This is a genomic window from Mesorhizobium sp. M0239, assembly GCF_040321815.1.
Classification (GTDB): domain Bacteria; phylum Pseudomonadota; class Alphaproteobacteria; order Rhizobiales; family Rhizobiaceae; genus Mesorhizobium.
In genome coordinates, this window is sequence record NZ_JAMYSG010000002.1 from 279052 (window position 1) to 291591 (window position 12540).

Sequence of the window (12540 nt, forward strand, 5' to 3'; positions counted from 1 at the left end):
AGCACCTCGTTATGCTGCCTTTGCCGCACAGGGTGGCGGGCGACGGGAGGAGTTCGTTGATGATCATCAAGGCAAGCTGTCATTGCAAGGCGACGACATTCGAGGTTTCGCAGGCACCGCAGACGGTGACGCAATGCACCTGTTCTTTCTGCTCGAAGCGCGGCTCGCTCTGGGCCTACTACGTGCCTTCGCAATTCAAGCCCACCAGCCCGATGGAGAACGTCTCTATCTACCGCTGGGGATCGAAAACCGTAAAGCACGGTTTTTGCGCCACCTGCGGCTGCGGCACCTTTACCGAAACGCCGGACTGGTCGACCGGCGAGCCGGATTTCGACAATCCCAAGATCAGCGTCAACGCGCGGCTGTTCGATGATTTCGATCTCGACAAGGTCGAAGTTGTTGTCATAGACGGCAAGAACCTCTGGTAGCCTGATCCAGACCATTCCGGCACGGCGATACGGTGCCACAACCGCGTATTGGTCCCTCGGGAAAAGCCGTGAGCGGCGCTTTTGCCGTTCCGCTTTTCGCCGCAATTCGTGGTACAAGTCGCGGGAAGGGCTGATTTGGCGCCACCGCAAGGCGTGACTTGGAGAGGGACCATCCTATGAAAAAGACTATGCTCGTCGTCGTGGCGACGGCTGTGCTCGTGAGCGCCTGCACCACCACTGATCCGTATACGGGCGACCAGAAGATTTCCAACACGGCGGCCGGCGCCGGCCTTGGCGCCCTGGCGGGCGCCAGCCTTGGCCTGCTTGCCGGCGGCAATGACCGCCGCAACGCACTGATCGGCGCCGGCATCGGCGCGCTGGCCGGCGGCGCCATCGGCGCCACCATGGACCAGAACGAGGCCGAACTGCGCCGGCAGCTCGAGGGCACCGGTGTCAGCGTCACCCGCAGCGGCGACCAGATCATTCTCAACATGCCGTCCGACATCACCTTCAACTCGGATCAGGATGCGGTGAAGCCCGGCTTCTACCAGGTCCTGAACTCTGTCGCGCTGGTGCTGAAGAAGTTCAAGCAGACCACGGTCGACGTGTTCGGCCACACCGATTCGACCGGTGGCGACCAGCACAATTTCGATCTGTCGCAGCGTCGTGCTCTGGCGGTCGCGAACTATCTGTCCGGTCAGGGCGTGGATCAGCGGCGCTTCGCAGTCACCGGCTTCGGCAAGACACGCCCGGTCGCATCCAACGCCACGGCCGAAGGCCGCGCCCAGAACCGCCGCGTCGAAATCCAGCTGTCGCCGCTCACCTGATCCGTTCGGCAAACCAAGCGAAACGGCTCCCATGGGGCCGTTTTTGTTTACGCGGATATTGGCGTTTTTGAATTAGCCATTGCTAAAATATAGCTTTCCCGGAGCTATGGAAAGGAATAGCATCATCGCTGTTCCTGAGGGGATGAGGCGGTGTCACTGGCCGCGCAATCAGCATTTTTCCGCCTCGGTCTTGCACGGCCAGATCAGAAATCTGGGAGGAATGCATGACAAGAACAGCCAGCCTTGGGCGCTGCGGCGTCCTCGTTTTGACAGGTTTGGTGGGCGCGTGGCTGAACGTTGCTTCGGCTCGGGCCGAGGACGCCAACAAGGCCGACATCGAAGCCTTGAAAAAATCGCTCGCCAAATATGAGGATTACACCGTCGCCGTCCGCGATCTCTATCTGTCGACGGTCGGCTGCGTCTACTACAGCGGAGAAAAGATAGCGGGTGCGATGGACTACCCGAAGGGCGCCATGGGTATCCACTTCGTCAATGTCCCGAGTGTCGGCCAGAAGCTCGATCCGATGCACCCCAATGTGCTGATCTACGAACCGACCAAGAAGGGCTTGCGGCTGGTGGGCGTGGAATGGCTGGTGCCTCTGACGCCGGACATCAAGGAGCCCCCGAAGCTGTTTGGCCAAACCTTCATGGGGCCTATGGAGGGGCACTACCCTCTCATCCCGAAGGAGTTCGTCCACTACGACCTGCATGCCTGGCTCGGGGACAATCCGAACGGCATGTTCAGTCCGACGAATCCGAACGTGAAATGCAACAAGGCCGAGTTTCCGATGCTGGAAAAACCGACCAAGATGATGCCTGGGCCGATGTAACGGGCGAGTCAGGCAGGAACCTTTGCCGAGAAGACAAGCCGGATGGCTGGCTTGCCTTTGAAGCGGTCGGGAATCAGACCTTGGCGACGATCCGCATGAAGGCCGGCATGTCATCGCCGAAGCCGACGGTGGAATCGTTGTCTTCCTGGTGTCGTTGGCGGGCAGGGCGGCTGTTGTCGCGCTGCGGCCTCGTGTCGCCGCGTTCCGGTGCGCGCTGTTCATTGCGATCGGATGATTTGCGCTCGGTGTTTTCCGAACGGATCGCTTCCTTGCGCGAGCGCCGTTCGCCGACGTCGGCGGCTGCGGCCTCGGCCACCGGCTGATCCTCGCGGACTGTTTCCGGTGCCGTGTCTTCGCTGCGCTTGGCGTGGCGTTCGCGCGGTTTGCGCTCGCCGCCCTTTTCCCTGCCGCGATCGTCGTCCTTGCGGCCGGCGCGGCGCGGTGCGCCCTTGCCACGGCGCGGAGCATCATCCTCGCCGCCTTCGCTGGCAACAACCGTCGACAAGTCGCCGTCATGCCACTCGATCTTGTTGCCGATCAGACGTTCGATGGCATCGATGTATTTGGTGTCCGATTTGGTCGCGATGGTGAAGGATTTTCCGGAGCGTCCGGCGCGGCCGGTACGGCCGATACGGTGGACATAGTCCTCGGCGTGGATCGGCACGTCATAGTTGAAGACGTGGCTGACATCGGGGATGTCCAAGCCGCGCGCGGCGACGTCGGAAGCGACGAGGTAGCGCAGCTTGCCGTCGCGGAAATTGGCCAGCATCTGCATGCGCGCGCGCTGGTCCATGTCACCATGCAGCGCACCGGCGTCGAAATCATATTTCAGCAGCGAGCGGAACAGCTCCGCCACTTCAACCTTGCGGTTGCAGAAGATGATGGCGTTCTTCAGCTCCGCGTCTTCGGCCTTGATCAGATTGCGCAGCGTCTCGCGCTTGTCCCATGGCTTGGAGCCTGATTTGACCAGCCGCTGGATAATGTTGGTCGCCGCGGATGCTGCCTTCGAGACCTCGACGCGCACCGGCGCGTGCAGGAATTTCTCGGTCAGCTTGGTGATTTCCGGCGGCATCGTCGCCGAGAAGAACAGCGTCTGCCTGGTGAACGGGATCATCTCGCAGATGCGCTCGATATCGGGGATGAAGCCCATGTCGAGCATGCGGTCTGCTTCGTCGATGACGAGGATCTCGACACCGTTGAGCAACAGCTTGCCGCGCTCGCGGTGGTCGAGCAGGCGGCCGGGCGTCGCGATCAGCACGTCGACGCCGCGCTCCAGCTTCTTGTTCTGTTCGTCGAATGAGACACCGCCGATCAAGAGCGCGATGTTGAGCTTGTGGTTCTTGCCGTATCGGATGAAATTCTCTTCGACCTGCGCGGCGAGTTCGCGCGTCGGCTCCAGGATCAGCGTGCGCGGCATACGGGCGCGGGCTCGGCCGTTTTCGAGGCGGGTCAGCATCGGCAGCACGAAGGAAGCCGTCTTGCCAGTGCCGGTCTGGGCGATGCCCAGAATATCCTTGCCGAGCAAGGCGTGTGGGATCGCACCAGCCTGGATCGGCGTCGGCTGGGTATAGCCGGCGTCGGTGACTGCGGAAAGGACCTTCGGCGACAGGCCGAGGTCTGCGAAGGTCAACGCTTCTTGAGCGGTCGTGGTGTCTGAGGACAAGTGTTGTTGTCTTTGGCTGGTTCGGGGAAGCGCAACGGCGTCTAATGGCGTCTGTCGCGGCAAGCGCCACGCGCCTGCAAGATTGGTATTGCAATTAGGAGCAAGCCCTCGATTTGTCAACAGAAACGGGCAGCAATGGCACGATTGTGAAGTTGTAACCTTAATCGGGATGCTTAATCGACCTGTCGGCCGCAGCGCCGGCTCAATAGCGGAACTGTTCGGCGAGAATACGCTCGTTCCAGGAATGATTGGGATCGAACAACAACGTTGCTGTCGCCGTGGGTGATTCTCGCACCGTTACCGAGGTCACCGCCTTGACCTCGGTATGGTCGGCGGCGGCGTTCACCGGCCGCTTTTCCGGCTCGCGGATGTCGAAGCGTACGGTCGCCTTGTTGGAGAGCAGCGCGCCGCGCCAGCGGCGCGGGCGAAACGGGCTGACCGGGGTCAGCGCCAGCAGCGGCGCGTCGAGCGGCAGGATCGGTCCGTGCGCCGAAAGATTGTAGGCGGTGGACCCGGCCGGGGTTGCGATCATGACGCCGTCGCAGTTCAGTTCCTCAAGCCGTACCTGTTCGTCGACGGTGATGCGGATCTTGGCTGTCTGGTACGATTGACGCCACAGCGCCACCTCGTTGATCGCCAGTGCCGAAATCGTTTCGCCTTCCGAGGTCACGGCCAGCATCTCCAGCGGGCGGATCGTCTCGGCGACGGCGGCTTCGAGACGCTCCGTCAGGCCACCGGAACGATACTCGTTCATCAGGAAGCCGATGGTGCCGCGGTTCATGCCGTAGACCTTCTTGCCGGTCCCCATCGTGTCGCGCAGGGTCTGCAGCAGGAAGCCGTCACCCCCAAGGGCAACGACGATCCCGGCCTCCTCGACGGAAGACTGGCCATAGCGCGCCGACAGGCTTTCCAGCGCCGTCTTGGCGTCAGCGGTGTCGGACGAGACGAAGGCGATGCGGCTGGCGGCTTTGCTCATGGCTCCCCGATGACGACCGATTGGCAGCGGCAGGGCCGCGCCAGCGCCGGGGTAGCATGGGCGGGGTACGTCTGCAAAGGGAGCTGTCATCCCGGATGCGACCCATGCCGGATGGCAAGGCGGCCGCAGGACGGCGGATGCGGGCTTGCCGTTCGCGTATCATGTCAAAGGCTACGCGAATGTGATGGTTAAGACCGGCCTTAAAGTCTCGTAAAGCCGGATCGGTCATGTTAGCCGGCAGTGGATGGGTGGCGTGGGGGCTAGCCAGTCGAGGCCGACATATTGCCGGTAACACGCCTGATCATCGTCTTTCTGATGCTGGGAAGCTTCGCGCTGCTCTTTGCCGAACTGGTGCGCCAGTCCGAAGAGACGAGCTTCCGGCCGCAGCCCACGGCGTCGCGCTGTGGCGATGCAGCCGGAGCGCCATGCCCGCAAAGGGCGCTGTAGCGCTGTAACCTGATCATCCTTTCGGATGACCGGCGGCATTGGCGGCCGCTTCGGTGCGCGACATCGCGCGGCAGTTTCTCTCCTTAGAAGCAGTGGCCGGTCGGCCACCGCGAATTGCGGCCGCGAGCATTTCGGCCTCAACGGCCTGACGCGTCCGGCATCGCGGCTAAACCTCTTTCCTGGCTGCTCACTGAGTCACCACCGCATCGGGCGCATCAATGGGCGAGCCATGGCCGTATCCACGATAAGATATTGACTGTATGTTTAGTCATAGTTATTCCTGAGGTCGAGAATTGAGTTGGACAGCCGGGTTCCAGCCGGTGAATGGCCACAATAAAGGGGGGAATATCTTGACTGCCATGCGGCTTGCCGTTGCCGGCGCGCCGCAAATGCGATGTCGACGGCCTTTCTCGTGCCGTCGATCGGCATTGTCGCGGCCATCTTTTCGTCAGCAGGAAACGGACTTGGGGCCGTAGTGCCGCCGGTCCCAACAATGGGAGCATGCAGCATGAACTGGAAACTGACCGCGACGGCCATCGGCCTGTCGTTGCTGACTGTCACGGGCGTGGCCCGTGCCGAAGGCGAGCTCAACATCTACAATTGGGGCAACTACACCAGCCCCGACCTGATCAAGAAGTTCGAAGAGACCTACAAGGTCAAGGTCACCGTCACCGACTATGATTCCAACGACACCGCCTTGGCCAAGGTCCGGCAGGGCGCCTCCGGCTATGACATCGTCGTGCCCTCGGCGAGCGTCGTGCCGGTCTGGATCAGCGAAGGTCTGCTCTTGGAGACCGATCCCAACAAGATGGAAAACTTCAAAAACGTCGATCCCAGATGGGTCGATGTTCCATTCGATCCAGGCCGTAAATATACCGTTCCATGGCAGTGGGGCACGACCGGCATTTCGGTGAACAAGTCGGTTTATGCCGGCGACCCGAACACATCGGCGATCTTCCTCGACCCACCCCCCCGAACTCGTCGGCAAGATCAATGTCGTACCCGAAATGGGTGACATCATGTTCCTCGCCATCGCCTACGAGGGTGGCAAATATTGCAGCAGCGACATGCAGATGCTGAAGAAGGTGCATGACAAGCTGGTGGAGGCGAAGGCGAAATGGCTTTCGCTCGATTATGCGGCCGTCGATGGCCTGGGCAGGGGCGACATCGCCGCGGGCGTCAACTGGAACGGCATATCGCTGCGCGAGCGGCTTGAGAACGACAAGATCGTCTATGGCTATCCCAAGGAAGGCTATCCGATCTGGATGGACAATGTCGCTGTCCTCAAGGACGCCAAGAATATCGACAACGCCAAGCTGTTCCAGAACTTCATCATGGATCCGCAGAATGCGGCGCTGATCTCAGCCTTTGCGCGTTATTCGAACGGCATCAAGGGCTCGGAAGCCTTCATGCCCGACGACATGAAGACCGCGCCGGAAGTGAACATCCCCGCTGAGTTCGCCACCAAGGGCCAGTTCATGCAGGCCTGCCCGCCGGATGTGCAGGCGCTCTACACGAAGATCTGGACCGACCTGCAGAAATGACCTGACCCGCGTTCTCCGCGCCGCTGCACGCGGCGCGGTCATCTCCCGTCCATGCCAAACGCGATGCGCAGATCGCAGGAGACTTCCCATGACCGATCTCGACCTTTGCTACATGCCGGCCAGCGAGGCGCTGCGGCTGTTCAAGGCGAAGAAGCTTTCGCCTGTCGAACTGATGCAGGCCACCATCCGCCGCGCAGAGGCAACCAAGGCGACGATCAACTGCTTCACCTTCACGCATTTCGACGAGGCGATGGACCTGGCTGGGAAGGCCGAGGCGAAATACGCCAGGGGCGCCCGGACCGGGGCGCTCGAGGGGTTGCCGATCGGCATCAAGGACGAGAGCTACATCAAGGGCAAGCCGACCTCGCACGGCTCGCTGCTGTCCGGGGATGCGATAGGCGGCCATACCTCGACGATGAACGAGCGCATCATCAAGGCCGGAGGCATTGTCCATGCCCGCACAGCGACGCCTGAATTCAGCTGCGCCGGCTATACCTGGTCGAAACGCTGGGGCGTGACGCGCAATCCGTGGAACCCGGATTTCACACCCGGCGGTTCGTCGGGCGGTGCCGCGGCGACGCTGGCATCCGGCACGTCGTCGATCGCCACCGGTTCGGACATTGCCGGATCGATCCGCATTCCCGCGTCGGCCTGCGGTCTTGTCGGCTTCAAGCCGCCTTACGGGCGCAATCCGGACGAGCCGCCGTTCAACCTCGATTTCTACTGCCACACCGGACCTTTGGCACGAAACGTCGGGGATGCGATCCTGCTGCAGAACGTGATGGCCGGGCCAAGCCCGCTCGACATCGCCACGCTGCGCCCCAAACTGCGCCTGCCCAGCGACTACAAGCCGATCAAGGGCTGGAAGATTGCTTTCTCGATGGACCTCGGTTCTTTCGAAGTGGACGCCGATGTGCGCAAGAACACGCTTGCCGCCTGCGACGTGTTCCGCTCGCTCGGCGCCACGGTCGAGGAAGTCGATCTGGGCTGGGGCGACGACGTGCTCAGGGCGGGCATGGCCTATCTCGAACATCTCTTCGGCGCTTCGCTGTCGCAGCTGCTCAAGGAGCACGGCAAGGACATGACGACCTATGCACGTCAATTCGCCGAGGACGGGCAGAAGTCCAAAGCCACGGATTTTGTCGGAACCCTCGATGTGGCGGCCAGGATGTACCAGACGCTGGGGCCGCTGCTTGAGACTTATGATGTGCTGGTCTGCCCGACCAACGCGCTTCCCTCCGTGCCGGCGGAGTTCGATCAGACCACGGGCACGGTCGAGATCAACGGCAAGCAGGTGAACCCGTCGCTTGGCTGGGTGATGACGACGCCGTTCAACATGATGAGCCGTTGTCCGGTTCTGTCCATCCCTTCGGGCCGGGCGGCAAGCGGCGTGCCGACAGGCATCCAGATCGTTGGCCGCACCTATTGCGATGCCGATGTTTTCCGCGCGGCCATGGCCTATGAGACGGCCAAGGGGCAGTGGTACACAAACGCCGAAACGCGCCCGTCGCTATAACAGGGCGCTGCGTCCCTTGCCGCACCGGTGCTTGATCCGCGGTCTCGGTTGTGGTGAGCCGGCGCCGGACATCTCGAATAGACGGATCCGTGGCGGCGCCGGTGATCGCCGCCAGAAGGTCCGAAAGGAGCTGGACGAAGATGGCGCAACAAAAGGCCGCGGCGGCAAAACGCAAAGGCGCAATGGCGAAGAATGGAAGTGCGGCAAACGATGCCGCGCCGCCCAAGGACCGTCGGCGCGAACGCGGCGAAGCCAGCGTGCAGCGGATCATCGACGCCACCATCGAGCTCATCGCGGAGGAGGGGCTGGCAAGCGTCACCATGCAGCGCATCGCCGAACATGTCGGCTCGTCCAATGCCCTGGTCGTCTTCCATTTTCGCAGCAAGGAGAACCTGTTTCGCGCCGTCCTGCAGTATCTCAGCGATCGCTATGACGAGCTGTGGGTGACGTTGGTGCGGGCGCCCGGCCTGTCTCCGGTTGAGCGGGCCCTGGGCGCGGTCGATTGCGCGCAACGTTTCGCCCGCCAGCACCCGAAATGGGTTTCGGTCTTTGTCGTGTTCTCCAGCGACCGCAAGAGCATGCAGATCTACAACGAGATCGGCCTTCCGAGCGATCTCGCCTACACCGCCGAGGCGCACGAGCTGCTGATCGAGATTTCGCGCAGCGGTCGTTATACCGGCGTCGACATCGACACCTTGTCGGAGAGCCTGAATTATCTGGTTCATGGCGCCTGGTATTGGGATCATCTCAATCCGTCCAGCCGTGACACCAACGTGCTGCGCAAGACCATGCTGCTCCTGCTGCATCAGGCGTTCCCGCGGCATTTCGAACTGATGCGCTAACTGCTTCAGGGCTGCCGCAGATGGCAGCCGGCCTGCCGCTTCTGTTCCAGATACTCGTCGACAAGCTGGCGGTAGCGCACCTTGCCGAAGCTGGGAAAATGGCCGCCATGCACGACCGAGACATCGAGGTCGCGCATACGCAGCAGCGTGGCGACATAGTCACCGACAACCGAGTGGTAGACGTCGTCGATCAGCGGGCCGTCATAGATGATGTCGCCGGATAACAGGATGCCCGTCCTGTTTTCGTAAAGCGCGATGCCGCCGGGTGAATGGCCGGGCGTGTGGATCACCTCGAAGGCCCGGTCGCCGAGATCGACGATATCGCCATGGTCGAGCAGACGGCCGGCGGGTGCGGGTAAAATGCCGTAGCGCGCCGTGTCCCAGCCTTGCGGCATGCGATCGAACATCTCGTCGGTCGCATAGGTGCCGGCTGCCGTCCATTCGTTGCGCGGATCGGCGAGGATGTCGGCCTCGGCGGCGTGTACGCAGCGGTCCGGAAATTCGTGATGGCAGCCGATATGGTCGAAATGCGTATGGCTGGCGACGCAAATCAGCTTGCGCTCGCTGACCAGCGGCACATGACGCCGAAGGCTGAAATGGCCGAGCCCAGTGTCGAAGAGGAGATCGCGGTCGCGGCCGCGCACATGCCACATGTTGCAGCGGAAGAACGGTTTTATCCATGGCTCGTGGATCAAGGTCACGCCATCGCTCATGCGGATGGTCTCGTACCAGTCTGGTGCCTCGATGACCGCGAGCGTGCCCATTTCAATCCGTCAGCAGAATGATCTGGTCGGTATCGCACGAAACGGCAACCGTGTCGCCCGGCCGGACGGTAGCTATCGCGGGCAGCCTGGCGATGAAGTGAAGCGAGGGGTCTTCGACGGAGACGGCGAGCACGCGTTTGAAGCTGCCCTGGAAAACGATGTCGCTCACTCTGGCAGTACCGAGTTTGACGCTGCCTGCAGCCGTGCCGAGCACAAGATGCTCCGGTCGTATGGCCAGCACAACGCCAGAGCCCACCGGCAAGGCGCCGGATACCGAGACCGGCCCGACCGGCGTCGCGACAGTGCCTATCCGGTCCCCGGCCTCCGTGACCGTGCCGGCAAGGATCGTGCTTTCGCCCATGAAGGTCGCCGAAAAGCGTGTCGCCGGCCGTGCGTAGACGCGCTCGGGCGGGCCTTCGTCCTCGATGCGCCCGTCATTCATCACCACGCAATGGTCGGCCAGCGCCATCGCTTCTTCCTGGTCGTGGGTGACGTGGATGAAGGCGGTGCCGACGCGCTTCTGGATTGCTTTCAACTCGTCCTGCATCTGCCGGCGCAATTTGAGGTCGAGCGCGCCGAGCGGCTCGTCGAGCAGAAGCACCGCCGGCTCGATCACCAGCGCCCGCGCCAGAGCTACGCGCTGCCGCTGGCCGCCGGAAAGCTGGTGCGGTTTCTTGTCGAAAGCAGCGGCGAGACCAACCAGGGCCAGCGCCGCGCGCGCCTTTGCCGCCCGCGTCGCGCCATCGACCCCCTGCATGCGCAGGCCGAAGCCGACATTGCTGCCGACACTCATATGCGGGAACAGCGCATAGTCCTGGAACACCGTCGTCGTCGGGCGCTTGGCCGGCGGCACGGACGTGCAGTCCTCGCCACGGATGAACACCTTGCCTTCGCTGGGCGTGACGAAGCCGCCCAGAATGGACAGTAGCGTCGTCTTGCCGGAGCCCGAGGGCCCGAGCAGGATCGTGTAGCTGCCGGGCTCGATCTGCAGCGAAACGTCCTTCAGCACCGTATGCTGGCCGAAGCGATGCGAGACGGAGCGAATATCGACCAAAGGCGCAGTCATGCCTTTCTCCTGCGCAGCAATGTCAATTCGAACAGCACGACCAGCACGATGGAAACGGCGAAAACCAGCGAGCCGACGGCGTTGGTCTTCGGGTTGAGGCCGGAACGCAGCAGGTTCCAGATTTCGACCGGCAGCGTGGTGTCGAAGCGGGTGAGCAGGAAGGAGATCACGAACTCGTCCCAGGAGAAGGTCATCGACAGGAAGAAGCCGGCGAAGATGGCCGGCGCCATGACCGGCACGGTGATCAACAGCAGCACCTTCCATTCCGGCGCGCCGAGGTCGCGCGCGGCGCGTTCGATGTTGATCTGGTGGTCGCCCATCTGGCTGTAGATGATGGCAAAGCACAGCGGCAGGTTGATCACGACATGGCCGATCCCTGCCGCAAGCAGCGATTTCGGCAAGCCGGCCCAGTTGAACAGCACCAGCAGCCCCATGCCGATGATGAGATAGCTGACCGTCAGCGGCAGCGTGATCAGCCCGCGCAGCAGGCCGGAGCCCGGCAGGACGAAACGGGCAAAGCCCCAGGCGGATAGGAAACCGAGCGTGGCGGCGGCGAGCGACGAGATGGACGCGACCAGCAGCGAATTGACCAGAGCCGAGGTCAACCTGACGTCGGAGAGCACCGCGTCGTACCAGCGCAGCGACGGGCCGGTGAAGGGCGGGATCGGAAACGACGTCGCCTGCAGCGAAAACAGCACCAGCACGACGACCGGCAGGAAGATGAAGCCGTAGACGGCGATCGCGTAGAGCCAGGAAATGACGCGGACAATCCGAGACATGGTCAGGCGCGCTCGATCTTCAGCCAGCGGGCGCAGGCGAGGTAGGCGATGGTGACCACCGCCATCAGGATGATCGACAGCGCCGAGGCCAGCGGAAAGTCGCCGCGCCGGCCGATCTGCATCATCACCAGCTGCGGCATCAGCAGTTCGTTGTTGCCGCCCAGGATCTGCGGCGTGATGTAGTCGCCGATGCACAGCACGAAGGTCAGGAAGGCGCCGACCATGATGCCGGGCAAGGTCAGCGGCAGCACGACATGCAGGAAGGTGCGCACCGGCCCGGCGCCGAGATCGGCGGCTGCCTTGCGGTAGCTCGGGCTGAGTTGCTTGAGATTGGCGAAGATCGTCAGCGTCAACAGCATGACGAAGAAATGCACGAAGCCGGTGACGGTGGCGAAACGAGTGTTGGCGAGTTGCAGCGGCTCGCTGAACAGGCCGGAGCCGGTGAGCGCCCGGTTGAGCACGCCATTCTGCGCCAGCACCAGCAGCCAGGAGTAGGAGCGCACGACATAGGAGGTCCAGAACGGCAGCACCGCCAGCATCAGCGCCAGCCGCTGCCAGCGTTCCGGCACCTGTTCGGCGAGAATCCAGGCAAAGGGATAGGCGAGCAGCACGGAGATCACGGTGACGATGGCGGTGACCTGCAGCGAGTTCACCATCGCCTGCCAGTAGGACGGATTGGTGAAGAACTGGCTGTAGTTGGACGCCGTGAAACCGCCGCCCTCATGCGCCGTCAGGCTGGAAAACCCCATGGCGATGAAGGGCAGCACGAAGAACAGCAGCGTCCAGCCGAGCGCCGGCGTGACCAGCGCCCAGGGCAGGGCCGCCCGGGGCAGGGGGTTATTTGCCGAGCTGCTCATG

The 12540-nt window shown here is 62.6% G+C and carries 12 protein-coding genes and 1 pseudogene; 7 read left to right on the forward strand and 6 right to left on the reverse strand.

Annotated features, from left to right (window positions below; genetic code table 11):
* Nucleotides 1-59: 59 nt before the first annotated feature.
* The 3 genes from NKI99_RS03010 (at nt 60) to NKI99_RS03020 (ending at nt 2085) form a co-directional block, all read left to right on the forward strand.
* Entirely contained in the window at nt 60-428 is a 369-nt protein-coding gene (locus NKI99_RS03010) for a GFA family protein (RefSeq protein WP_352439938.1), read from the forward strand.
* A gap of 176 nt (nt 429-604) precedes the next feature.
* The gene (locus NKI99_RS03015) at nt 605-1255 is read left to right on the forward strand and encodes a YiaD family glycine zipper/OmpA-like lipoprotein (protein WP_352439939.1); all 651 of its coding nucleotides are present in this window, start codon (nt 605-607) and stop codon (nt 1253-1255) included.
* Between the two features lie 224 nt (nt 1256-1479).
* Complete coding sequence (locus NKI99_RS03020) at nt 1480-2085, forward strand: hypothetical protein (RefSeq protein ID WP_127291379.1); 606 nt, start codon at nt 1480-1482, stop codon at nt 2083-2085.
* Nucleotides 2086-2158: 73 nt separating this feature from the next.
* On the opposite strand, the gene NKI99_RS03025 is transcribed toward NKI99_RS03020, so the two are convergent.
* Both NKI99_RS03025 and NKI99_RS03030 read right to left on the reverse strand, forming a co-directional pair.
* The gene (locus NKI99_RS03025; protein WP_352439940.1) at nt 2159-3748 is read right to left on the reverse strand and encodes a DEAD/DEAH box helicase; all 1590 of its coding nucleotides are present in this window, start codon (nt 3746-3748) and stop codon (nt 2159-2161) included.
* Between the two features lie 202 nt (nt 3749-3950).
* On the reverse strand, nt 3951-4724 hold the full coding sequence (locus NKI99_RS03030) for an NAD kinase (RefSeq protein WP_023812117.1): 774 nt from the start codon (nt 4722-4724) through the stop codon (nt 3951-3953).
* Between the two features lie 282 nt (nt 4725-5006).
* On the opposite strand from NKI99_RS03030, the gene NKI99_RS03035 reads away from it, so the two are divergent.
* The 4 genes and pseudogenes from NKI99_RS03035 to NKI99_RS03050 all read left to right on the forward strand — a co-directional run bounded on the left by NKI99_RS03035 (nt 5007) and on the right by NKI99_RS03050 (nt 9073).
* Nucleotides 5007-5171, forward strand: a complete 165-nt coding sequence (locus tag NKI99_RS03035; RefSeq protein ID WP_164748845.1) for a hypothetical protein — start codon at nt 5007-5009, stop codon at nt 5169-5171.
* Between the two features lie 508 nt (nt 5172-5679).
* Nucleotides 5680-6715 (forward strand): annotated as a pseudogene (locus NKI99_RS03040) (extracellular solute-binding protein).
* Between the two features lie 88 nt (nt 6716-6803).
* Entirely contained in the window at nt 6804-8231 is a 1428-nt protein-coding gene (locus NKI99_RS03045; RefSeq protein WP_352609677.1) for an amidase, read from the forward strand.
* A gap of 140 nt (nt 8232-8371) precedes the next feature.
* Nucleotides 8372-9073 (forward strand): TetR/AcrR family transcriptional regulator, encoded by a 702-nt coding sequence (locus NKI99_RS03050; protein WP_352609680.1) that lies wholly within the window; start codon nt 8372-8374, stop codon nt 9071-9073.
* A 5-nt stretch (nt 9074-9078) separates the two neighbouring features.
* Here NKI99_RS03050 and NKI99_RS03055 read toward each other — a convergent pair whose 3' ends face one another.
* From NKI99_RS03055 to NKI99_RS03070, 4 genes are read right to left on the reverse strand one after another with little or no spacing between them, the layout of a single operon-like run.
* Complete coding sequence (locus tag NKI99_RS03055; protein ID WP_352609683.1) at nt 9079-9837, reverse strand: MBL fold metallo-hydrolase; 759 nt, start codon at nt 9835-9837, stop codon at nt 9079-9081.
* Nucleotide 9838: 1 nt separating this feature from the next.
* Nucleotides 9839-10903 (reverse strand): ABC transporter ATP-binding protein, encoded by a 1065-nt coding sequence (locus NKI99_RS03060; RefSeq protein WP_352609685.1) that lies wholly within the window; start codon nt 10901-10903, stop codon nt 9839-9841.
* Complete coding sequence (locus NKI99_RS03065; RefSeq protein WP_352609688.1) at nt 10900-11682, reverse strand: ABC transporter permease; 783 nt, start codon at nt 11680-11682, stop codon at nt 10900-10902. The genes NKI99_RS03060 and NKI99_RS03065 overlap by 4 nt, the downstream gene beginning before the upstream one ends.
* Nucleotides 11683-11684: 2 nt before the next feature.
* Nucleotides 11685-12539: an ABC transporter permease gene (locus NKI99_RS03070; RefSeq protein WP_128305855.1), complete on the reverse strand. Its 855-nt coding sequence runs from the start codon at nt 12537-12539 to the stop codon at nt 11685-11687.
* Nucleotide 12540 lies beyond the last annotated feature (1 nt).

Bases quoted from the DNA above. Each gene is read 5' to 3' on its own strand.
- NKI99_RS03010 (WP_352439938.1), top strand. From the start codon at position 60: ATGATCATCAAGGCAAGCTGTCATTGCAAGGCGACGACATTCGAGGTT.
- NKI99_RS03015 (WP_352439939.1), top strand. From the start codon at position 605: ATGAAAAAGACTATGCTCGTCGTCGTGGCGACGGCTGTGCTCGTGAGC.
- NKI99_RS03020 (WP_127291379.1), top strand. From the start codon at position 1,480: ATGACAAGAACAGCCAGCCTTGGGCGCTGCGGCGTCCTCGTTTTGACA.
- NKI99_RS03030 (WP_023812117.1), bottom strand. From the start codon at position 4,724: ATGAGCAAAGCCGCCAGCCGCATCGCCTTCGTCTCGTCCGACACCGCT.
- NKI99_RS03045 (WP_352609677.1), top strand. From the start codon at position 6,804: ATGACCGATCTCGACCTTTGCTACATGCCGGCCAGCGAGGCGCTGCGG.
- NKI99_RS03050 (WP_352609680.1), top strand. From the start codon at position 8,372: ATGGCGCAACAAAAGGCCGCGGCGGCAAAACGCAAAGGCGCAATGGCG.
- NKI99_RS03055 (WP_352609683.1), bottom strand. From the start codon at position 9,837: ATGGGCACGCTCGCGGTCATCGAGGCACCAGACTGGTACGAGACCATC.
- NKI99_RS03060 (WP_352609685.1), bottom strand. From the start codon at position 10,903: ATGACTGCGCCTTTGGTCGATATTCGCTCCGTCTCGCATCGCTTCGGC.
- NKI99_RS03065 (WP_352609688.1), bottom strand. From the start codon at position 11,682: ATGTCTCGGATTGTCCGCGTCATTTCCTGGCTCTACGCGATCGCCGTC.
- NKI99_RS03070 (WP_128305855.1), bottom strand. From the start codon at position 12,539: ATGAGCAGCTCGGCAAATAACCCCCTGCCCCGGGCGGCCCTGCCCTGG.